The organism is Bifidobacterium sp. M0307, assembly GCF_016100445.1.
Lineage (GTDB): Bacteria > Actinomycetota > Actinomycetes > Actinomycetales > Bifidobacteriaceae > Bombiscardovia > Bombiscardovia coryneformis.
Genome location: NZ_JACFSL010000001.1, coordinates 365623 through 387310 on the forward strand (window position 1 = coordinate 365623; position 21688 = coordinate 387310).

The 21688-nt window shown below is 61.4% G+C and carries 17 protein-coding genes and 1 tRNA gene; 12 read left to right on the forward strand and 6 right to left on the reverse strand.

What is annotated here, in order from left to right; all coding sequences use genetic code 11:
• Positions 1 to 20: 20 nt before the first annotated feature.
• A complete protein-coding gene (locus H3V08_RS01370; protein WP_198181362.1) occupies positions 21 to 1601 on the reverse strand; it encodes a zinc-dependent metalloprotease in 1581 nt (526 codons plus the stop codon).
• Positions 1602 to 1693: 92 nt separating this feature from the next.
• Here H3V08_RS01370 and H3V08_RS01375 point away from each other — a divergent pair, with 92 nt between their 5' ends.
• Both H3V08_RS01375 and H3V08_RS01380 read left to right on the forward strand, forming a co-directional pair.
• Positions 1694 to 2575: a S16 family serine protease gene (locus tag H3V08_RS01375; protein ID WP_198181363.1), complete on the forward strand. Its 882-nt coding sequence runs from the start codon at positions 1694 to 1696 to the stop codon at positions 2573 to 2575.
• Positions 2576 to 2658: 83 nt separating this feature from the next.
• Positions 2659 to 3075, forward strand: coding sequence for a DUF3052 domain-containing protein (locus tag H3V08_RS01380; protein WP_033489805.1), 417 nt, complete (start codon positions 2659 to 2661; stop codon positions 3073 to 3075).
• Positions 3076 to 3168: 93 nt separating this feature from the next.
• Here the strand turns inward: H3V08_RS01380 and H3V08_RS01385 are convergent, their stop codons facing one another.
• Complete coding sequence (locus H3V08_RS01385; RefSeq protein WP_232340044.1) at positions 3169 to 4698, reverse strand: MDR family MFS transporter; 1530 nt, start codon at positions 4696 to 4698, stop codon at positions 3169 to 3171.
• 116 nt (positions 4699 to 4814) lie between these two features.
• Here H3V08_RS01385 and H3V08_RS01390 point away from each other — a divergent pair.
• From H3V08_RS01390 to H3V08_RS01420, 7 genes are all read left to right on the forward strand, one after another.
• Positions 4815 to 4888: transfer RNA gene (locus tag H3V08_RS01390), tRNA-Val, on the forward strand.
• A gap of 79 nt (positions 4889 to 4967) precedes the next feature.
• On the forward strand, positions 4968 to 6656 hold the full coding sequence (locus tag H3V08_RS01395; RefSeq protein ID WP_198181365.1) for a DivIVA domain-containing protein: 1689 nt from the start codon (positions 4968 to 4970) through the stop codon (positions 6654 to 6656).
• 85 nt (positions 6657 to 6741) lie between these two features.
• A complete protein-coding gene (gene dxr / locus H3V08_RS01400; protein WP_198181366.1) occupies positions 6742 to 8010 on the forward strand; it encodes a 1-deoxy-D-xylulose-5-phosphate reductoisomerase in 1269 nt (422 codons plus the stop codon).
• Positions 8011 to 8021: 11 nt separating this feature from the next.
• Positions 8022 to 9269 carry a flavodoxin-dependent (E)-4-hydroxy-3-methylbut-2-enyl-diphosphate synthase gene (gene ispG, locus H3V08_RS01405; RefSeq protein ID WP_045921135.1) on the forward strand — a complete coding sequence of 416 codons (1248 nt, stop codon included), beginning with the start codon at positions 8022 to 8024 and terminating at the stop codon, positions 9267 to 9269.
• A 33-nt stretch (positions 9270 to 9302) separates the two neighbouring features.
• On the forward strand, positions 9303 to 11027 hold the full coding sequence (locus tag H3V08_RS01410; RefSeq protein ID WP_232340045.1) for an alpha/beta hydrolase family protein: 1725 nt from the start codon (positions 9303 to 9305) through the stop codon (positions 11025 to 11027).
• 18 nt (positions 11028 to 11045) lie between these two features.
• Entirely contained in the window at positions 11046 to 11768 is a 723-nt protein-coding gene (gene recO / locus H3V08_RS01415; RefSeq protein WP_198181368.1) for a DNA repair protein RecO, read from the forward strand.
• Positions 11769 to 11770: 2 nt separating this feature from the next.
• Positions 11771 to 12559 (forward strand): isoprenyl transferase, encoded by a 789-nt coding sequence (locus H3V08_RS01420; protein ID WP_198181369.1) that lies wholly within the window; start codon positions 11771 to 11773, stop codon positions 12557 to 12559.
• A 125-nt stretch (positions 12560 to 12684) separates the two neighbouring features.
• Here H3V08_RS01420 and H3V08_RS01425 read toward each other — a convergent pair whose 3' ends face one another.
• From H3V08_RS01425 to H3V08_RS01440, 4 genes are all read right to left on the reverse strand, one after another.
• Positions 12685 to 14205: a glycoside hydrolase family 32 protein gene (locus tag H3V08_RS01425; RefSeq protein ID WP_198181370.1), complete on the reverse strand. Its 1521-nt coding sequence runs from the start codon at positions 14203 to 14205 to the stop codon at positions 12685 to 12687.
• 78 nt (positions 14206 to 14283) lie between these two features.
• A complete protein-coding gene (locus tag H3V08_RS01430) occupies positions 14284 to 15576 on the reverse strand; it encodes an MFS transporter (RefSeq protein ID WP_198181371.1) in 1293 nt (430 codons plus the stop codon).
• Between the two features lie 170 nt (positions 15577 to 15746).
• The gene (locus tag H3V08_RS01435; protein WP_198181372.1) at positions 15747 to 16796 is read right to left on the reverse strand and encodes a LacI family DNA-binding transcriptional regulator; all 1050 of its coding nucleotides are present in this window, start codon (positions 16794 to 16796) and stop codon (positions 15747 to 15749) included.
• Positions 16797 to 16867: 71 nt separating this feature from the next.
• Positions 16868 to 17212, reverse strand: coding sequence for an MTH1187 family thiamine-binding protein (locus H3V08_RS01440; protein WP_198181373.1), 345 nt, complete (start codon positions 17210 to 17212; stop codon positions 16868 to 16870).
• A 201-nt stretch (positions 17213 to 17413) separates the two neighbouring features.
• Here H3V08_RS01440 and H3V08_RS01445 point away from each other — a divergent pair, with 201 nt between their 5' ends.
• From H3V08_RS01445 to ftsZ, 3 genes are all read left to right on the forward strand, one after another.
• Entirely contained in the window at positions 17414 to 18931 is a 1518-nt protein-coding gene (locus tag H3V08_RS01445; protein WP_198181374.1) for a glycine--tRNA ligase, read from the forward strand.
• A 22-nt stretch (positions 18932 to 18953) separates the two neighbouring features.
• Complete coding sequence (dusB, locus tag H3V08_RS01450; protein WP_332461780.1) at positions 18954 to 20144, forward strand: tRNA dihydrouridine synthase DusB; 1191 nt, start codon at positions 18954 to 18956, stop codon at positions 20142 to 20144.
• Between the two features lie 345 nt (positions 20145 to 20489).
• A complete protein-coding gene (gene ftsZ, locus H3V08_RS01455) occupies positions 20490 to 21671 on the forward strand; it encodes a cell division protein FtsZ (RefSeq protein WP_198181376.1) in 1182 nt (393 codons plus the stop codon).
• Positions 21672 to 21688: the final 17 nt, after the last annotated feature.

Here is a 21688-nt window from a genome sequence, read left to right on the forward strand (position 1 = left end):
ATGGGCACGATTAGTCTCTGTTACTTATTGTTTTCGTCGGGATTCCCGTCAGCGGATTCGTTTTCCCCATCTGGGTCGCCCGTATCGCCCTGGCCTTTGTTCGCCTGACTGTCGGGCCGCTCGGGGGAGTTGGTTCCCTGTGCCTTCTTATCGGCATCCAAGAGTTTGGCCAGTTCGGCGTCCCAGTCGACCGAATCAGGGTTGGCGGCCCCCTCATCGGTGTGATTGGTTTCACCCTGGGTGGGTTCCGCCTGGTTCCCGGTATCAACACTGGCGTTTGCCTGCTCCTCGGGCAGGGTTGGGAGGAGGTCGGGGTGGGACCATTTGGCGTCGCGTTGTTCGAAACCAAGCCTTGCGGTGTCACCCTCCCAAAGCTCAGCTGCCTCGCGCAGGCGCTTGGGGTGGAGTCTGAGACCAAGCAGGGATTCAAAGGTCTGCTCGGCGGGGCCGCCCACGGCCCGCTCCCTCCTGGTCATCTCGCGAAGCTGTTCCAGATGCGGAATATGCGCCATGCCGGCGTTCCAGACCACGCAGTCCACCCAACCATCGGCCTGAGCCAGAAGAATCTCCAGACTGCGCAGGGCCTCTTTCTGCTCGGGGGTGTCCTCGATGCCGACATTGCTGAGGTTGATGGCGCCAGCGATGGACTCGGGATTGATCTCGGTGGCCTCGCGGAGCTGCTCTTCCATGGCGTCCAGATCGATGGAGACTCCGCGTGCGTACTTGCCTATCAGGGCCTCGAAGCGTGGCATCAGCCAGGGGACGGATGCGAAGAGGCGGGCATGGGCGGCCTCCTGGAGGGCCAGATAGCTCATAACCTCATCCAAATCCAGGTCAAGGGATGAGGCATAGGACTTGATGTTCTGCGGAATCAGGGCTCCTGCCGGGTTTTTCAGGAGGGCGACCCCCTGGTCGAACCCGCCGCGGACCTCTTCGGAGAGTTCTCCGGCTGCCCGCCCGAGCTGTATGGCAAAGGAGGTGTTGCCCAGGAGCTTCATAAGGGTGGCCGGGTCCTTGAGGTTGTCGGGCAGTGGGATGGGGACCGGCCCGGCAAACATGCCGGAGATCTCGCCTTCGGGGAATCCGCCCAACCGCTCGCTCAGTACCGAGGTCAGGGCATTGCTGACGGCCTGCGCCACAGGGGAGGCGAACTGGATCCAGGAGTCGATGCTGCCCTCGATCCAACCGGAGCGGGTCAGGGCTTCGGCATGGCCGGGAGCAGGGTCGAAGGCACAGACGGAATCCAACCAGAGGTTGGCTTCACTCATGATCCTGGTCACCCGGTCGCCATCCTCTGCGGTCACCGTGGTGTCGGACTGGTCGGCAGCTGCACGCCCCAAGGCTATGGACTTTGCCAGATTGACGTTGATGGGGCCTTCCTGGGCCTGACTCTGCATGTCGGCAGGTGTGTTGAGTCCACCTGCCGTGAAGGCCTGGATCAGGGCCTTCACCTCGTCGGGTTTGGGCAGCTGCGTGGGGTCCTGATTGGCGATCTGGGAACGGACGGACTCCGGCAGTTGCGAGAATTGCTTCCAGGCCAGCTCGCCCTGGAAGGGGCCAAAGCAGTCAATCAGCCATTGGTGGATTGCATTCTCGTCCATAAGGTCGTTCCAGTCCTCGCAAATAGGGTGACGGTGCTGAAAGTGCACCGCATGAGCAGTGTATCGTCTCTTTCACCCATAATATTGGAGCTATGACACATACGCATGGGAAAGCGGGAATCTCCGCCACAGGCGCACCCGAACAGATGCCTGAGGCCGTCGCGGGCCACATGTTGACCAGGCGCGGCATGGTCGGTGGACTCCTGGTCATTCTCTCCCTGGTCATCCTCTTCCTGCCCAGTCCTTATGTAATCGAGACCCCAGGGCCCACCCAGGACGTTCTTGGCAGGAGCGGGTCCACCGAGGTCGTCTCCGTGAAGGGAGGCCAGACCCACACCGGTTCCGGCAAGCTCCTCCTGACCACCATCAACGCCGGCGGCCTACCCGGCTCGATGGTCACGAATATGGAGGCCCTGCTGGGATGGGCCAACCCCAAAGCCATGGTCGTGCCCAGGGAAGCCATAATTCCCGAGGGAATGACCGCCGACGAATACCGCAAGCAGGAGGCCAGCGACATGAGCGGGTCCCAGGATGCGGCTGCCAAGGCGGCCATCTCCTTCCTTCAGGCCAAGGGATACCAGACCGACGGCATCGAGATCACCATGCATGTGGACGATATAGGGGGCCCCTCCGCCGGCATGATGTATGCCCTGGGAGCCATCGACAAACTGACCCCCGAGGATGAGACGGGCGGCAGGACCATTGCCGGCACAGGGACCATTGACGAAAAAGGTACCGTGGGGGCGATAGGGGGCATCAATCTGAAACTGATGGGTGCCAAACGTGATGGGGCTACCTGGTTCTTGGCTCCCAAGGCCAACTGCAGTCAGGTGGCGGGCCATGTGCCCGACGGTCTGCGGGATGTCCAGGTGGAAACCCTTGACCAGGCATACAAGGCCGTTGTGGAAATAGGACAAGGCAGGGGGGAGGACCTGCCCCGCTGCACCGTTGATTCGAGTTCCCCAAGCAAGTAGGATGCGCGGCGGTCGAGTCCAGGCGCATCCGGAAACACTGGGCCACAATTGGTGAATTCCAGCAGTCTTGTTATGCTGACAACGTGGCTGAGACTACAACCTATACAGCGGAAGAGTTCGGTTTCCATACTGGCGATATCGTCCAGGAATGGATGTGGGATGACGATGTCGATGATGGCATCAGGACTCAAATCGAAGACCTGACCGGTGAAGAGCTGGTCGATGAGGATTACGATGCGGCCGTGGATGGCGTGATCATCTGGTGGCGCGATGGCGATTCCGAGGATGACCTGGCGGATACCATCGTCGACGCCTCGGCCATGATCAATCCTGGTGCTCCCTTCTGGGTGCTGACCCCCAAGCCGGGGCGTGATGGCGCTCCCGGTCCCAGCACCGTTTCCAACGCCGCCAAGACTGCAGGAATGAACGCCCTTATGCCCACCACCGTGAGCAAGGATTGGAACGCCACCCAACTGCGTGCCTTCGGAAAAGGCAAGTAAACACTCCTCCAGGTCCCCTGTTTTTCCATCCCCCGGTTTTACGGCCGGGGGATTTTTAATCTCTCCTCCCGGGTTGGGCGGATGCCGATCTGCTCATCGGATCGAACCGGTTGTTGCAGTCTTGGTTGTGGCGGAATGTTGATATTCCGACAGGAGCGACCTGGATCGCAGGTCGAGCAGGTTGGCACCCAGAGCCAACAGTAGTATGACCAGCCCGGTCAGGAATATCCAGTGCAGACCGTCGAAGACGATGGATCTGGCCGGGGCCAGCAGTGCCGGAGGAATCTGGTTGGCCGTGGCCGGATTGATCATCCTGTCCATCATCTCGGCGGTGAGGCCGGGATGATCGGGGACCCTGTCGGCAATGACCGTGTTCATGACGATTCCGAAAATCGAGACCATCAGCGTCTGCCCCAGGGAACGCGCCAGGGTATTGAAACTGGTGGAGGCACCCACATCACTGGCCGGTACCACGCTCTGGGCGGTGATCGTCGAAGTGGTGATGGCCAAGCCGAAACCGAACCCCACGATGGCCGATATGACCAGGAACGCCCAATAAGGGGTTGCCATGGGAAGGAAAACGTAGCATACGCACGCGGTCAGGATGAAGGCCAGGGCGATGTTGGTGGCCCGGTGCGGCGGGTGGTGCATGGTCAAGGGCCCGGCCAGGTAGGCGCCCAGAAGCCAGAGGATGGAGGAGGGGGTCACGACAAAGCCGCCCATGGAAGGGTTGAGTCCCATGACGGACTGCATCCAAATCGGCATATAGGTGTCGAAGCACATCAGGAACCCGGCAATCAGAAGCATGCAGACGTTCTGGATGACGAAGGTCCGGTTGCGGAAGAGCCTCAGGGGAAGAATGGGGTCTGCCTGGTGGTTCTCAAGACGCAGGAGGACAACAAAGATGACCACAGCGGCAAGGCCCAGAAGGGCCGGAGTCAGGATGCCCTGGTGGGAGCCCAGGCTCTGCAGGCCCAACATGAGGCAGATCAGCCCCAGACTGAGCAGCCCGATCCCCTTGTAATCGACCGGTGCCAGTCTGGGCTCCATGCGCTCGCTGAGGAAGGCCTGTATCAGGAGTATGACGATCAGGCCGATGGGGACGTTGATGGCGAAGACCCAGTGCCAGCTGAGGTGCTGGACGATGAATCCGCCCAGGAGTGGGGCGATGATGGAGGCGATGCCCCAGGCGGATCCGTTCAGTCCGATCATCCCGGCCCGCTTGCTCAGGGGGTATATGTCAGCCAGGACCGTATAAGTCAGAGGTTGGATGGCGCCGGCGCCAAGGCCTTGAAGGAGCCTGGCTCCGATGAGCTGGGGCATGGACTGGGAGAGTGCGCAGAGGCTGGATCCGACCACAAAAATCAGGAGTCCGATGGTCAGGAGGGGTTTACGGCCGTACCTGTCGGAGAGTTTCCCATAGATGGGGGTGGTGACGGCACACATGAGAAGATATATGGAGTAGACCCAGTTCATGATCGATAGACCGTGCAGGTCGGAGATGATCGTCGGCATGGCCGTGGATACGATGGTCCCCTCGATTGCGGTCATGAAGGTGGCGATGAAGACCGCCACCGTGACCAGGGTCACATTGGTTTTCCTGACTGTCCCTTTTGCCGACATCTGCATCCTCGATTCGGACGGATGGACGAGGTTCGCCCCATTGATGAAACTCCCCGCGGATTATAACCACCATATCGGCCCTGTCGCCGGCGGGACACTCTGCTATCATATTGCTCGGTCCCGTAGCTCAGTTGGTTAGAGCGCCACCTTTACACGGTGGATGTCCCCGGTTCGAGTCCGAGCGGGACCACTCCCTCTGCAATGACCAGTCCCCACCGAGTCTGAACTCTCAAGTAGAATCGTCTGCATTACCATCAAGATGGGTAGGCATGACTCCCATCGGCAAGAAAGGTCAGGAGGTCGATGTCCTGATGTCAGCAAAGCCTGATTCCGGCAGGAACGAAGCCACCATAGCCCGTGTGGGGAAGCGTAAGTTCGGCTATAACACTGTTCAGGTCGATGAGTTCCTGGACAGGGCCCACACTCTCTATGAGAGCGAGGATCCGAGCCTGACGCAGGACCAGATCGCCAACGCCTCCTTTGAGTTGCGCAAGGGCGGGTACACCATCGCCCAGGTGGATGCCGCCTTGGCCCGTCTGGAACGCGCCATCTCCGACAGGAGTGTTGCCAGGGAGATCAACCAGTCCGGCATGGAGGCCTGGAGTACGCGGGTGGTACGTCAGTACCGGGCCCTGAAGAGGCATGCGAACCGGGACGGTGGCGACATCTTCGACAGGGGCCTTTCCGGCAAGCCCTCCTACGACTGCAAGCAGGTGGATCGTCTGGTCTTCCAGGTTCTGGACCGCATTGCCGACGACCTGCATCTGCGGGATGCGAAGCGTGCCGATGGCAAGAAGCCCGTCGACATCACCTCGGACCGTATCTCCAACGTGATTTTCACCCAGCGCAAGGGCAAGCACGGCTATGACGAGCGCCAGGTGGACTACTTCCTTTCCAAGGCCGTGGAACTCCTGCAGCAGATGGAGTCGGTCGCCCGGTTGGGGCTTGATGCACAGGTCCATGTCGGAACCCGTCCGAATGCCGGATCAGGCGGTAATCGGTCGAAGGAGGGTCCGTCCGCTGGAACTGCTGGCGAGGATGGGTCCATCAAGCCCCTGATTGGTCAGCAACAGGCTCCTGCCTGGCAGGCCGGGCAGCCCACAGGATCTGCCGATGCTGCTCGTCAGGGATTTGCCGAGGCGCCCGCTGTGCAACCGGCCGAAACCGGATCGACTGATTTCGCCCAGCTGCATCAGGCGGAGCAGGCCATTTTTGACTCTCCTCAGCCGACGGCTCCCGCGGTTCCTGCCTCGGGTACCATTCCGTCCGGCACGCCTGAGGTTTCGGCGGCCAGTCAGATGAACGGCTCCCTGGGGGCCTTGGCCAGGTCCGTGGGGCAGAACCGGGACCAGGCAGGGACCGGTACGGGTGCAAGCGGTGCTCAGGCCGGTCAGCCTGCCTCGTTCGCATCGCCTTCCCAGCCTGTGAGGTCCGCTGATTCGGCACAATCCTCCCCGTCCGTACCGTCTTCACCGGTACAGCCCTCGCGATCTGACAGTGTCCCGTCCTCTCAGCCGGTTCAGCCAGTATCCGACCAACCGAGCTCGGCCTCTGCCTCGGGTCATGACTGGTCGACGCAACCCGCTTTTACGGCCCCTTCGACAAGGCCTGGCGCGGGGTCCTCCTTCAGTTCCCCGGTCGGGGTCAGCGGGCCCCTGTCCGCACAGCCCGAGCCCCAGGCCCCCAGTGCCTGGAGCCGTCCTCAGGAGGAGTCCGTGCAACCTGGTGCGGCTCCGTCGGTCTCGGACGAGCCAAGCTGGGCCCGTCCCGTGTCCGAGGATTCCATCAGCAAGGCCCCGGTCAGGCAGGCTGCGCAGGATGCCGATTCCTACCTGAACTCCCTGGTGAATACCGACCTGCCCAAGATGGACATGGATTTTGATATTCCCGATATCTCCTTCCCGGCCTTTGGGGCCGATGGGCAGCAGGGCGAGGAGACGAAGGGTTCCCAGGCGTAGCGCAGAGTCCGTCGGGCAGACCCGACGAGACGGACTTCAGGGCCTGAAAGTTACGGTCCGAGCGGACCGTGGAAAGTGTGCAGGAATGATAAGCGGTCATGATAAGGCCGACGCAGGTGCCGAGGCCGGTCAGGCCAGGACCCTGGAGGACTGGACTGGTAAAGGAGACAGGAACTGGTCCAAGAGTCTGGTGATCCTGGGTTCGACCGGCTCCATCGGCACCCAGGCCCTTGATGTGGTTGGTCGCCATCCCGAGCACTTCCGGGTGGTGGGCTTGGCGGCTGGCGGCGGTCATACGGATCTTCTGGCCCGGCAGGCCGCCCGGTTCGGTGTCGAGAAAGTTGCCCTGGCGGACCCCTCCAAGGTTGAAGAACTCCGCCAGGCCCTGTCCCAGGCCGGCGCCGGTCAGGTTCATGTTGAAGCAGGCATGGATGCGGTCGTTGCCCTGGCAGGGTCGGGGGCTGATCTGGTGCTGAACGGCATCACCGGGTCGATAGGGCTTCGGCCCTCCATCGCCGCCCTTCAGGCCGGATCCCAGTTGGCCTTGGCCAACAAGGAATCAGTCGTGGCCGGTGGGCATCTCCTCTTTGATGCCCAGGTCCGTCCGGGGCAGATCAATCCCGTGGATTCCGAACACTCGGCAATCTGGCAGTCCCTGCGCTCAGGTCGTCACGGGGAGGTGGCGAGGCTGGTCGTCACGGCCTCCGGAGGTCCTTTCAGGGGCTGGACCAGGAGTCGGATGGAAGGAATCACCCCTGAGCAGGCCCTGAACCACCCCACCTGGGACATGGGCCCTGTGGTGACCATCAACTCCTCCACCATGGTCAACAAGGGGCTGGAGGTCATCGAGGCCGCCAGGCTCTTCAGAATCCCGCAGGATCGGATATCCGTGACTGTCCACCCGCAGTCCCTGGTCCACTCCATGGTTGAATTCCGTGATGGAGCCACAATCTGCCAGGCTTCGCCCCCCGATATGCGTCTTCCCATAGCTCTGGGGCTTTCGGCCCCGGAACGTTTGGGTGATGTGTCGGCCCCCTGCGACTGGACCCAGGCTGCACAGTGGACCTTCGAGCCACTGGATGACAGGGTCTTCCCGGCCGTGAACCTGGCTCGGCGTGCCCTGGATTCCTCGGAGGGGATGACGGCCGTGTTCAATGCAGCCAATGAACAGGCTGTCCGGGCCTTCCTGGATCGTCGCCTTCCGTACCTGGGCATCGTCGATACGGTGGAGCGTGTCATGGACCAGATGGCCGATTCCCATCTGTCACGAACTTTCACATCCGTGGAGGTAATGGAGCAAGTCGAGCAGGAAGCTCGTCGGCGTGCGGATGCTTTGATAGAGATTACTGCGTGACTAGTGATGAGATGTTTGATTCCGGGCGATCCGCGGACAGTGGCCGGCCGGACCAGGTGAAGAAGGAAGCGGGATTCCGGAAGACCGGTGACCAGGCCATCAGCGAGACCCCCCTCCATTCCAGGCGCAAGTCCAGAAGAATCATGGTCGGGTCCGTTCCCGTTGGCGGCGGTGCCCCCATTTCCGTCCAGTCCATGACCAACACGGTAACGGCCGATATCAATGCCACCCTTCAGCAGATAGCCGAGCTGGCGGCGGCTGGTTGTGACATCGTCCGCGTGGCGGTGCCCAGCCAGGACGATGCGGATGCCCTGCCGATCATCACCAAGAAGTCGCCCATTCCGGTCATCGCCGACATCCACTTCCAGAGCAGGTATGTGTTCCAGGCCATCGACGCAGGCTGCGCTGCGGTCAGGGTCAACCCAGGCAATATCCGCAAGTTCGACCAGGTGGGTCCTGATATCTGCAAGGCGGCGACCGAGGCGGGCATCTCCCTGAGGATCGGGGTCAACGCCGGCAGTCTGGATAAGGACATCTATGCCAAGTACGGTGGCCCTACGCCCGAGGCCCTGGTCGAGTCGGCCATGAAAGAGGCCCGCATGTTCGAGGATGTGGGCTTCCATGACTTCAAGATATCCGTCAAGCACCACGACCCGATCACCATGGTCCAGACCTACCGGCTCCTGGCTTCCAAGGGTGACTGGCCTCTCCATCTGGGCGTGACCGAGGCGGGTCCGGCCTGGCAGGGGACCATCAAGTCCTGCCTCGCATTCGGAGCCCTTCTGTCCGAGGGGATCGGCGATACGATCAGGGTTTCCCTATCGGCTCCGCCGGTCGAGGAGGTCAAGGTGGGCTGCAAGATCCTGGAGTATCTGGGACTGCGCCAGCGCCACTTCGACATCATCTCCTGCCCCAGTTGCGGACGGGCCCAGGTGGACGTGATCCAGCTTGCCAGGGAGGTTACCGAGGGGCTCAAGGACATCACGGCACCGATCAGGGTGGCCGTCATGGGATGCATCGTCAACGGACCCGGGGAGGCCAGGGAGGCCGACCTGGGAGTCGCGTCCGGTAACGGCAAGGGCCAGATCATCATCAAGGGCAAGGTGGTGCAGACCGTTCCCGAGGATCAGATAGTCCCCACCCTTTTGGAGCGGGCCCGGGCCATTGCGGCTGATATGGAGGCCAAGGCAGCCGCCGAGGGCGAGACCATATCGGACATGGGCCCCACGGTGGTTCCTGTGACGGGCACGGCCAGCTGATTCCGGGTCGGTCAATCCCGGTCAACGGCTACAATGACCAACGTGTCGCAAGAGGATGAACAGCAGCCGGACCAGGTGGGCAGGTGGAGCAGGGTAAGACGGCTCATGACCAGTCTGCCCATCTTCGTGATTCTGATGGGAATCCTGGTATCGGTGTCCCATCTGACCGCAGTGCCTTGGAAATACGATCCGGTGGACCAGAACTTCCCCACCCTCACCCCCGACACTTCGGTCACCTTCGACAACCCGGACGGTATCCATCTTGACAAGATGGGGGACTACCGGGTCAAAGCCCACCATGAGACTGTAACGGCCGTTCGTGAGGGGACCGATGAGCGCCAGGAGATCAGGGTACAGATTCGTGAACCCCTGGGAGTGCAGGGGGAACGCCCGGGTGTGGTCTTCATGCATGGGGCGGGATACGGAACCTGCGACAACTCCTTTGGTGATGTGGCGGAGACCTTGGCCTCGGCAGGCTTCGTGACGGCCGTCCTCGACAAGCCGGTCTGGTCGACCACCGATGCCAACAGGGACTATCCGGCATCCGCAAGGGCCTATGATCAGGTCATCAATCTCCTGCGTGCCAAGCAGAATGTGGATCCCGCCAAGGTGGGTGTCTATGCGACCAGTGAGAGCACCTGGATATCGTCCTTCCTGCTGACCATGGATAAGGATGTCGCCTTCCAGATTCTTCTCAGCCCCATGGTCTATTCGCCCCGTCACGCCGTCGGATTCTTCGTTGCCCAGGACTTTGCCATCGCCGGTGCCAACCAGGGCTACCAGTCGGTGGTTCGCCGTCTCTTCAGCACGGACGCTTCCCTTTTCAACATCAACAACCTGGACATCGATCCGACCGACGGGAACACCTACGCCATACCGACCCTTCTGGCTTACGGGGCCAAGGATGTGATGACCGCCCAGGTCGAGGGGGTCCAGAAGGTGCTGGCCGAGGCCCATGCCGCCGGGAACGAGAACGTGACCGTCCGCTCCTACGCCGTATCCAACCATGTGCTGAGGCTGGGGGACGAAGCCAACACCGGTACTCCCTTGGCTGATCACTACCAGCAAGACATGACCAACTGGGCCGTGGGGCAGGTCAATGGGCTCAGGCAGACCAGTCCCAGCGTCGGAGGGGCGACCATCCACCAGTCCATCGCCGTTCCCACTGACCTGCGTGGCAGGCCGGTCCTGACCATCTATATGGTGGCCCTCCACATTCTGACCTTCCTGCTCCTGCTGATCTCCCTGGTCATGGCCCTGGTGGCCGCTGGCGTCAAGATTCATCATCTGATCCGCCATAAGGGCCCTGCTCTGGGCTTCTCGCACGGGTTCGGGGGGTCCCTGGCCACCGTCACCGGAACCACCCTGGCCTCGTTGGTGCTCTTTGTAGCCGGGCTCGGCCAGGTCATCATGGCCGTGGTCAGACTGGGCTGGGGCGGGGTGCCCGACCCTGCCGGTGTCAGCTATTGGAGCTGGCCGGTCATTCAGGTGGTCTGTGCCTTGGTGATTTGGGCCTGGTCGCGGATTTTCACCAGAATGGCCGAAGTGGCCTCATTCAAGGGGGTCTCCCAGATTCCCTCCCAGCTCAAGGCGCACCGGGCCGGTGGCCCCACCGTGGCCCAGCAGATGCACTCCAACGATCCTCAGCCGGTGGTGGCCTCGACCAGACTGGGACTGGCCCTCTTCATCGTCACCACCCTGGCCATGTTCGGGGTCCTGTTGATTTTTGCCTTCTGGGGTCTCTTCATCTACTACTGATTCGGTCAAGGAGCATAGATGGCCATCTATCGTGACGAAGGTCTGGTACTCAAAACGACCAAGCTGGGCGAAGCTGACCGGATCATCACGATACTGACCCGGGAGCATGGCAAGATCAGGGCCGTGGCCAAGGGCGTCAGGCGTACCAAGTCCCGGTTCGGCTCCCGCCTTGAGCCCTTTATGCGGGTCGACCTCCTCATTGCACAGGGGAGAAACCTGGATATCGTCTCCCAGGCCTCATCCCTGGCCACCTATGCGGATTCCATCAGTGCCGATTATGATCTCTATGCCAACGGTGGTGTGATTCTGGAGACCGCGGACAAGCTCATTGCCGGTGAGGACCAGCCCGCCTCGGATCAGTACGGCCTCCTGCTGGCCGCTCTGGCCGCTCTGGCCGGGCACAGGCACGATCCACGAGCAATCTCCGCCTCCTACCTGATACGTGCCCTGGCCCTGGCGGGTTGGCGACCCCGCCTTGACTCCTGCCTGGTCTGCGGGCGTACCGATGACCTGACCTACTGCTCCATCTCCGGTGGCGGAGCCATGTGCAGTGCAGACAGGACCACCGATGCCATACGCGTTGATTCGGTCACCCTGAACCAATTCAAGGCCTTGAGCCGAGGGGACTGGCGGTCTTTGGGCACTGACCCCCTGACCCCCCTCTGCGACCAGCTTGTTGAGAAATGGGGCGAATATTACCTGGAACGCCCCATCCACTCCCTGCGCCTATTAGATTCATGACCATGAGTTTTGACCAGGTTGACTACACATCCCTGGATATGCCCCGGGCGCCCTTCTCGGATCCGGACCGCATTCCCCGCTTTCCCAGTAAGTCCGTACCCCGGCACGTGGGTGTCATCATGGACGGGAACGGGCGTTGGGCCAAGCAAAGGGGAATGGAACGCACCCAGGGACACCGTGCCGCCGAGCCTGTGGTGTTCGACACCATTGCCGGGGCCATCGAAGCGGGTGTGCGGTACCTGAGCCTCTACACCTTTTCGACCGAGAACTGGAAGCGGTCGCCCTCGGAGGTCCGCTTCCTGATGGGGTTCTCCCGTGACATCATCCACCGCCGAGTGGAGCAGATGGACGAGTGGGGGGTCAGGGTCCGCTGGTCGGGACGCAAGCCACGGCTTTGGAAGTCCGTCATTGACGAACTCGAGACGGCCATGGACAGGACCCGGCACAACAAGGTCATCGACGTGGTCTTCTGCATCAACTACGGGGGCCGTGCCGAGTTGGCCGATGCGGCCACCGCCATCGCCCAGGAGGTTGCCCAGGGCAGAATCACCGGCTCCCGGGTTACCGAGAAGATGATTGCCGAGCACCTCTACAATCCCGATATTCCTGACTGCGATCTGGTTATCAGGACCTCGGGGGAGTACCGGACCAGCAATTTCCTGCCTTGGGAGGCGGCGTACGCTGAACTGGTTTTCGCCGATGAGCTCTTCCCGGACTGCGGGCGGGATGTTCTCTGGAGGGCCATCGACCAGTACGTTCGCCGGAACCGCCGTTTCGGGGGTGCTGAGTAGGGGGGCTGGCGTGTGCCTGTCTGACGCAAGATGGAGATTCCGGTTCCCGGTGGCGTCTGTGCGCAAACAACGACCCTGGTGCGGTCACATGACTGTACCAGGGTCGAAGTGTATCCAGTAGAGGCTTACTTGTCTGGAGTCTCCCAAATCGTGTCAAGGGCGGAGACGGTCAGGGAGGAGATGTGCGCCTGCCCTTCTCCCGACTCGCTGAAGAGCCTGATGGCGCGCGGCCCATCAGAGGGGAAACTGTAGGAGCTCATGGCTTCCAACCCGTCGTTCACGTACACTTCGACGGACCCCTGGTCCAGTACGATGCGCAGCTTGACCTGGTCGGTGTGTCCATCGAGTGGGGCGGTCCTGTAGCCCCGGTCTCCGTATGTGTTGCTGTGGCGGTCCAGGACGATACGCCCGAGCTGGTCGTCGTAGCAGACCATGGTGTGGCCTCCGTTCTGGGTGGCGTGGACCTCCAGACCCACCCGTTCGGCCTGGTTCCGGTCCAGATCGATGGTCATCTCGATGTCTGCGGTACGGGCATCCTCAACCAGGGTCCTGGTCTCGTTGACATCCAGGTCAATCGGTCCCAAATCGCGGGTCTCCTTGCGGAGGCGGGAGAACTCGGCCACTGGCCTGGTGCGCAGATGGTCACCGGCAAGGGTCACCTCCCTGGGAAGGGTGAACTGGCCGCACCACCCGTCGTCCTGCATGGGGATGGGCTCGGTAAAGGGACTCATCCATCCGAAGACCAGACGTCTTCCGTCGGGGGCTTCCATGGTCTGCGGCGCATAGTAATTCTGCCCCAGGTCCCATAGATGGAAGTCGCTCTCCTGGTGGAAGTCGCCCTCGGGCTGCCAGGTGCCGATGACGTATCCGGCGTTGTTATGGTTGCGCTGGTCGAACCCGTGGGGCTTGGTGCCCATGGCCGAGTAGCAGATGACCCACTTGTCCTCCACGGGGAACATATCCGGGCACTCCAGCATGAAGACATCAGGGTCGGGATGGCGGTATATCACCCGGTCGAAGCTCCAGTGCTCCATGTCCTGGGAGGTGTACATCCAGATCTCTCCGCGTTTTTCGACGTTGCTGACCCCGAAGACCATATACCAGCGATTGCCCTGCTTCCAGACCTTGGGGTCGCGGAAATGAAGGATGCGGTCATCCGGGCATGGCACAACCACGCCCTTCTTCTCGAAGTGGATTCCATCATCGGAAACGGCCATGCACTGTTCCTGGAAATTGCCCTGGTCCTCGTTCACCCCGTTACGCCAGCGATGGCCCGTGTAGTAGATGACCATCCTGCCGTCATCGGCCAGGACCGCGGATCCGGAGAAGACCCCGTCCTTTTCGGCCTCCAGGGAGGGTGCCATGGCCAGGGGCTCGCGCCGCCAGGTCACCAGGTCCTCACTGGATACGTGACCCCAGTGCATGAGTCCCCACTTGGTTCCATAGGGGTAGAGCTGGTAGTAGGCTTGGTAGCGGCCCTTGAAGAAGATCAGACCGTTCGGGTCGTTGATCCAGCCCGCCTTGGATGCGATGTGGCAAAGTGGGTACCAGCGATCATTGCGATGCTGGAAGAGTTCGTCGATGCCGGCCTGGGCCTTTTCCAACTGGGCGGTCATGTCGGTTTGTTCGTTTGCGGCTTGGTTCATCCTTGAGCCTTTCCGATCCGCCCCGCCGCCAAGAGGTTGCGGGGCGGTCCATGATTATGATTGGTATTTCTTGCTGGTTCAGGCCTCGACGACCTTGACCTTCTGCGAATCCCTGATGAAGGGGTCTCCGTCCACCTGCTGGTCATCCTTCTTCAGGACGAAGAACCCATAGATGAGTGCAACGAGGACCACAAGGGAAATCGTGTAGAAAGTGGTCTGATCCCCGGCCCTGTCGTGGAGCATTCCCAGTGGTGTGGACAGTACGACCTGACCCACCTGGGAGGCGATCTGGAAGCCCACCATGTAGAGGGTGGCCGAGAGCTTGGGGTTGAAGTGGAGGGTGAAGTACCTGAAGGCGGGCAGGCAGAAGAGCGGCACCTCGATGGAGTGGAAGAGCTTGACCACCGATACGGCGATTGGGTCATGGAAGAAACCGCACAGGCCGATTCTGGCGAACATGACCGTGGCACCCAGCAGCAGGGAGTTGCGGACACCGATCTTGCGCATGATGACGGGAACCACGCCCATCATGGCCGATTCCAGGAACACCTGGAAGGAATTGAGAATGCCGTAGACCTCATTACCCTGCTCAGGCGTGGGGAAGAGGTTGGCATAGTAGGTGGGGAACATCTGCTGGTCGAAGACCGTGTAGAAGGTGTTGGTGAAGATCATGAAGATAATCAGCAGCCACAGGGCGGGCATGCCCAGGACATGAATCATGTCATGCAGGGAGGGCTGGGACTTTTCGCCCTCGGGGGTGGACTCCCGCTTGATTTCCGTGCGCTGCTCATCGGGGATCCAGAAGGCGTAGATCAGGAGCATGCAGATGCCGAAGGCGGATCCCAGCCAGAAGTTGATCATCGGGTTGACGTTGAAGGCGAACCCGGCAATCAGGGCCACAATGGCGTAACCGAAGGAACCCCAGGCGCGGGACTGACCATATTCGAATCCGAATTTGCGGCTGTACCGTTCGGTGATGGCCTCGATCAGAGAGCAGCCTGACATGAAGCCTGCGGACAGTACGACCGCACCGAGTACGGCGCCCAGGACCATGTTGGAACGCATGAGGGGGGCGTAGATGAACTGCACGAAGGGTCCGACCAGTGCCGCAATGGCCGCGATGAAGACGGCAAGCCTACGCTTGACCCCCAGCTCGTCCTGGATGACCCCGTAGACGAACATTATTATCAGCGTCGCCACGGAGTTGATGGAGTAGATGTTGCCGACCTGGGTGTTGGTCATGCCGAGACCGGTGACCAGCCAGCGCTGATAGAAGGACCACCAGACACCCCAGGCGCAGAAGAAGAAGAATATACCGGTGGAGGATTCCAGATAGGATGGGTTTCTCCACATTGACGTTTTTCCGACCATACCCATGTCTCTTTCTCTGTTCTCGTGACGCTCCGCATCCCTGCGGAGTCGGGACCCGAGGTATTGCTCCAACATTGGCGGATCCTTTCATCACATACTAGGGCGTCAATCGATTTACGTCAAACGATTGACTGTTTGCGTCGGCAGTAGCGTAAAGAGAAGCGGCGAGATTACCTGTCGGCCCTGGTGGAGTCTTTGGCGACGAGCTGGCAGTGGATTCGGACAGGCTCTTCGGCATCAATCGGGGGAAGGGGTGCCAGGGTCTCGGGCCAGGGAAGTGTGGCCGCGTCTGAGTCGCCGATCAGATCCATGAGTTTGCGGGCGGCCCAATATCCCATCTCATAGTGGGGGAGTTCCACCGTGGTCAGCCTTGGTGCCGTCGTCTCGGCCATGACCTGGTGGTTATCCACGCCGACGAGGCTGATGTCCCGCCCGATGGACAGGTGTCTGGCTGCCGCCGCCTGGTAGATATAAAAGGAGCGGGAGTCGTTGAAGCAGAAGAACCCATCCGGTGATGTCCGGTCCATCAGGGCGTTGACCGCATCCAGAGCCTCCTGGTTGAATCCCACCTTGCAGACCAGGCCGGGGTCATCGGGCAGACCTGCCTCATGGAGGGCGGCCTGGTAACCGCGCCGTCTGTCCGTCTGGGCGGGAAGGTCCTGGGTGGTCCCGAGATAGGCGATTCTCCGACAGCCCGAATCGATCAGATGCCGGGTGGCATCGTATCCAATCAGGAACTCATCGGGGGCGATGCTGGGGCAACGGTTCCGGGCCTCCTGGGCATTCACGACCACGGAGGGTCTGGAGCGAAGGGGGGAGGGGAGATCGACCATCTGGTCGTACATCTTGGCGTAGAGGAATCCATCCACCCCGTAACGGTTCAGAGCCTGAATCTGGTCCGACTCCCTGTCGCTTCCGTCGGTGGAAACGGTCAGAAGGACGTATCCCAGGGATGAAGCCGCATCCTGGGCCTCTTTGATGATGGCACCGGCATAGGGTGTGGTGGCGACTTCCTCGCTGATGAATCCCAACATGCCGGTCCGGCTGGTGCGCAGCGACCTGGCCATGGGGTTGGGACGGTATCCCAGCCGCTCGGCTGTCCGCCGTATGGCCCGGGATGTCTCCGGTTTGACCCGCCCCTGGTCGCGGTTGTTCATGACCAGGGAGACCGTAGAAACGGATACACCTGTCTCGGCGGCGATCTGTTTCATCGTGATCACGGGCGTACCTCTACACTCATTTTCATTTCCGGTCGGGGCGGGCGTTCCCTGCGTTACAAGGTCTGGGTCGGTCAGACCTCCCTGTCCGAGAGAATCTCGTCGATCAGCTCCACCTTCCGGTGAATCTGGTCCCGCTTGCCCTGGCGGATGTCCAATTTCAGGGTCACGCCTGTCCGGTAACCCTGCTCGGCCAGGACCCTGGTCGCCTTCTCGACCGTCTGCATGACCTGGCCCAGGTCGCCCTCGATCACCGTGCTCATGGCATTGGTCTCGTTGGGCAGCCCCGAATCCCTGATGACTTCGATGGCCTGGGCTACGTAGGTCGATAGCTCTTCACCCTGCCCGCTGGGGGCGATGGCGACCGATGCCACGGTATTCAGGTAGGAGGAATTCTCCGGGGTCTGTGACTGGTCCATGTCCGATGCCTTTCATCATGATGGAGATGAGTCAGTTCGCAGGTCCGGTGCCCATCCCATCCGCAGTAAGCAAAATCGTAGGTCCCGGTTCTGACAGGTCTCCCGCGCCGGGCTGGGCAGGTCATAAGCCGACGGTATGATTGGGGCCAGTCGTCGGTCCGTATGCGCCATACGGCAGTCCCTCAAGAGAAGGTGTGATCAGTGGCAGTCTCGAAACTGGATGAGGTCATCTCCCTGGCCAAGCGCCGGGGGTTCGTCTTCCCCGCGGGGGAGATCTACGGAGGGACCCGGTCGGCATGGGACTATGGTCCCCTGGGTGTTGCCCTCAAGAACAACATCAAGCGTGAGTGGTGGCGGTCCATGGTGGTCACCCGAGGCGACGTGGTCGGCGTCGATACCTCGGTCATCCTGCCCACGGCCGTCTGGGAGGCCTCGGGTCATGTCTCCGTATTCAATGACCCCCTGATCGAGTGCCTGAACTGCCACAAGCGTCACCGGGCCGATACCCTCGAAGAGGCATACGTCGAGAAGCACGGACACGATCCGGCCGAGGGACTCAAGGACATTCCCTGTCCCGACTGCGGCACCAAGGGCCAGTGGACCGAGCCGCGTGACTTCAACATGATGCTCCGGACCCATCTGGGGCCGGTACAGGATGACAAGAGCCTGCACTATCTCCGTCCGGAGACCGCCCAGGGCATTTTCGTCGACTTCAAGACGGTCATGGCATCCTCCCGCTCCAAGCCCCCCTTCGGCATCGCCAACATGGGCAAGAGCTTCCGAAACGAGATCACCCCCGGCAATTTCATCTTCCGTACCCGCGAGTTCGAACAGATGGAGATGGAGTTCTTCGTCCAGCCCGGTACCGATGAGGAATGGCATCAGTACTGGATCGATGCCCGTACACGGTGGTACACCGACCTGGGTGTCAACCCCGACAATCTGCGTCAGTATGAGCATCCCAAGGACAAGCTGGCCCACTATTCCAAGCGGACCGTCGATATCGAGTACCGCTTCGGTTTCCAGGGGTCGGAATGGGGCGAGCTGGAAGGTATCGCCAACAGGACCGACTTCGATCTGAAGGCCCATGCCGAGCACTCCGGTGAGGATCTGAGCTACTTCGATCCGGCCAGTGGGGAGCGGTACGTTCCCTACGTCATCGAGCCCGCGGCCGGACTCACCCGCTCCCTGATGGCCTTCCTGGTTGATGCCTATGACGTGGACGAGGCCCCCAACACCAAGGGCGGGGTGGACCGCCGTACCGTTCTGCGTCTGGACCCCAGGCTGGCCCCGATCAAGGCGGCAGTCCTGCCCTTGTCCAAGAAACCTGAGCTTCAGGAGATCGCCCACGACCTGGCCGCGGACCTTCGCCAGCAGGAATGGATGATCGATTACGACGAGTCCGGCGCCATTGGTCGCCGCTACCGTCGTCAGGACGAGATTGGTACCCCCCTGTGCATCACTGTGGACTTCGATTCCCTGGATGACCACGCGGTGACCATCCGCCAGCGTGACTCCATGCAGCAGGAGCGGGTCGCACTGGACCAGGTCGAGGGCTATGTCCGCAAGTGCATCAGTGAGAAGCGTCTGCGCTATCCGATGGGGCCGGCCGCCATCACCGGTACCCAGGCTGCCGACGGGTACACCGATGTGAGGGATGAGCCCGGGCAGGATGCATCCACTCCGGTCAAGGTGGCCGAAGCCGGCGGTGAGTACTGAGACCGGACCTGCAATGGTAACTGTGACATCTGCAGACGAGGCATCGCAGCGGTCAGGAGAACCCGTCAAGGTCAAGCCCCTGGATCTGGGCCCCATACGCATCCCCACTCCGGTCATGCTCTCACCCATGGCGGGGGTCACCAACTGGCCCTTCCGACTGCTCTGCCGCGAATTCGGCCCCGACGGTCTTTATGTGGCTGAAATGGTGACGGCCCGGGCCCTTGTGGCGCGCAATCCCAAGGCCTTCCGTCTCTGCCGGTTCGCGCCCGAGGAAAAGGTGCGTTCCCTCCAGCTCTATGGGGTTGACCCCCAGATCATGGAGCAGGCCACGCGGATGGTCGTCGAGCGGGGGTGGGCCGACCATATCGACATGAACTTCGGTTGCCCGGTGCCCAAGGTGACCCGTCATGGAGGTGGCTCGGCCCTGCCCTGGAAGACGGACCTCTTCCAGGACCTGGTTCATCGGGTGGTCTCTGTCTGCGAACCTGCCGGTATCCCCGTCACGGCGAAGATCAGGGTGGGTATCGACCAGGATCATCTCACCTACATGGAGGCGGGGCATATCGCCCAGGAGGAGGGGTGTGCCGCCGTCACCCTCCATGCCCGAACAACGGCGGAGTACTACGGTGGGCACTCCGACTGGGACCGCATCTCGCAGCTGGTCCAGGCCCTGAGCATCCCTGTTTTCGGCAACGGGGATATATGGACCGCCGAAGATGCCATGGAAATGGTCAGGCAGACCGGATGCGCAGGCGTGGCCATCGGTCGCGGCTGCCAGGGCAGGCCCTGGATATTCGCCGATATCCGTCATGCCCTGCAGGGGTCTGCGGTGCGCGAGGAACCCAACCTGGGCCAGGTGGGGCGAATTATCGCCCGTCACGCCCGGCTCCTGGTGGACTTCTACGATGGTGACGAGATGATGGCTGTGCATGACATGCGCAAACACGTGGCCTGGTACCTCAAAGGGTTCGCGGTCGGGGGAGCGACCCGCCGCGCCTTCATGTCGTGCGAGACGCTGGATCAGCTGGACGGGTGCATCGCCGGTCTGGACCAGGAAATGCCCTATCCGGCAGGTGTGGCCGACAAGCCCCGGGGCCGGGTGAGGTATGCCAAGAAGGTTCGGCTGCCGTACGGCTGGCTTGATTCAAGAACCACCACCTCCGAGGAACGCCATGCGCTTTTCGGCAACGACCCCATGGATGCCGCCTACTGAGTCTGGGTTTGCCCAGGTGTGGGGAACTGATTCGTCAGCCGTTGCCTCCCTCACCTTCAGTAAGGATGAATCAACGGAAAAGAGGGGATCCTGACCTGTCAGGTGGGCTCATATCGTGTGGGGTTGTGAATTGCCGTATCCAAAGTACCCGGTTGTGGTTTAGAATATGCGACAGAGACAGCATGGGGTTCCTATCTGGTTGGGTCCGGGTCGTGTACGGGAGTTCCGTGCAGGCCACGAGCACCGCGGATGGGTGCCTCATGGGCGGGCGCCTATGGGCAAATGCGTGTTGGCGTATACGGTCTGCGCTAGAGTTAAGCGTAAGGTGAGTGACGGGAGCATACTGTGAGCGAGATTGCCCAGACTGACAATTTCAATGACAAGACCAACATCAAGGTCGTCGGTGTTGGCGGCGCAGGCGGTAACGCGGTCAATAGGATGATCGCCGAAGGCCTGCAGAACGTCGAGTTTGTGGCCATCAATACGGATGCCAAGGATCTTCTCCGGTCCGATGCCGATGTGAAGATATCCCTTTCCGACAGCAACAGCCGAGGTCTGGGTGCAGGTGCCGATCCCGAGAAGGGAGCCAAGGCGGCACAGGACCACCAGTCCGACATCGAAGAGGTTCTCAAGGGAGCCGATATGGTGTTCGTCACCGCCGGTGAGGGTGGTGGCACAGGCACGGGTGCAGGCCCTCTGGTGGCCCGGGCGGCACGACAGCAGGGCGCACTGACCATCGCTGTGGTCACCAGGCCCTTTACCTTCGAAGGCCCGCGGCGTTCCGCCTCGGCCGAGTCCGGCATCGAAAACCTCCGTAAGGAAGTCGATGCGCTGATTGTCATCCCGAACGACCGCCTGCTTGATCTTTCCGATCGCACGGTCTCGGTGATGGACGCCTTCAAGACCGCCGATACCGCCCTCCTGGCCGGTGTCCAGGGCATCACCGACCTGATTACGATGAACTCCTACATCCACGTCGACTTCTCCGATGTGACCGCCATCCTCAAGGATGCCGGTACGGCCCTCTTCGGCATCGGTGCCGCCCGTGGCGAGGACAGGGCCACCCAGGCCGCCGAGATCGCCATCAGCTCCCCCCTGCTGGAGGAGAGCATCGAAGGTGCCCATGGTGCCCTGATCAACGTTGCCGGTCCCACCGACCTGACCATGCAGGAGGCATCGGCCGCAGCCCAGCTGGTCCAGGATGCAATCCACCCCGAGGCGCAGATCATCTGGGGTCTGGCCCTGGACGATGCGTACGGCGACGAGGTCCGGGTCACCGTGATCGCCGCCGGTTTCGACCCCAACGCCAAGAAGGATGAGGAAGAAGCCCAGTCGGCCAGTGTGCAGCAGGTGCGTGCAACCACCCCGTCCCCTTCCGCCGCCCCGCTTCAGGAGGCTGCTGACATCCAGCAGGAACAGGGACAATCCGACCAGACTTCCGAACATGAGGTGGTTCCCCCGACGACCGAGGATGATGGAAACTCAGCCGACCCGGGGTATCTTGATATTCCCGATTTCCTTCGGTGACGCAATAAGGAGCAAAG

Bases quoted from the DNA above. Each gene is read 5' to 3' on its own strand.
- H3V08_RS01385 (WP_232340044.1), bottom strand. From the start codon at position 4,698: ATGTCGGCAAAAGGGACAGTCAGGAAAACCAATGTGACCCTGGTCACG.
- dxr (WP_198181366.1), top strand. From the start codon at position 6,742: ATGATAAGCGGTCATGATAAGGCCGACGCAGGTGCCGAGGCCGGTCAG.
- H3V08_RS01395 (WP_198181365.1), top strand. From the start codon at position 4,968: ATGACTCCCATCGGCAAGAAAGGTCAGGAGGTCGATGTCCTGATGTCA.
- H3V08_RS01425 (WP_198181370.1), bottom strand. From the start codon at position 14,205: ATGAACCAAGCCGCAAACGAACAAACCGACATGACCGCCCAGTTGGAA.
- recO (WP_198181368.1), top strand. From the start codon at position 11,046: ATGGCCATCTATCGTGACGAAGGTCTGGTACTCAAAACGACCAAGCTG.
- H3V08_RS01370 (WP_198181362.1), bottom strand. From the start codon at position 1,601: ATGGACGAGAATGCAATCCACCAATGGCTGATTGACTGCTTTGGCCCC.
- H3V08_RS01440 (WP_198181373.1), bottom strand. From the start codon at position 17,212: ATGGACCAGTCACAGACCCCGGAGAATTCCTCCTACCTGAATACCGTG.
- H3V08_RS01420 (WP_198181369.1), top strand. From the start codon at position 11,771: ATGAGTTTTGACCAGGTTGACTACACATCCCTGGATATGCCCCGGGCG.
- ispG (WP_045921135.1), top strand. From the start codon at position 8,022: ATGTTTGATTCCGGGCGATCCGCGGACAGTGGCCGGCCGGACCAGGTG.
- H3V08_RS01375 (WP_198181363.1), top strand. From the start codon at position 1,694: ATGACACATACGCATGGGAAAGCGGGAATCTCCGCCACAGGCGCACCC.
- H3V08_RS01410 (WP_232340045.1), top strand. From the start codon at position 9,303: ATGACCAACGTGTCGCAAGAGGATGAACAGCAGCCGGACCAGGTGGGC.
- H3V08_RS01430 (WP_198181371.1), bottom strand. From the start codon at position 15,576: ATGGTCGGAAAAACGTCAATGTGGAGAAACCCATCCTATCTGGAATCC.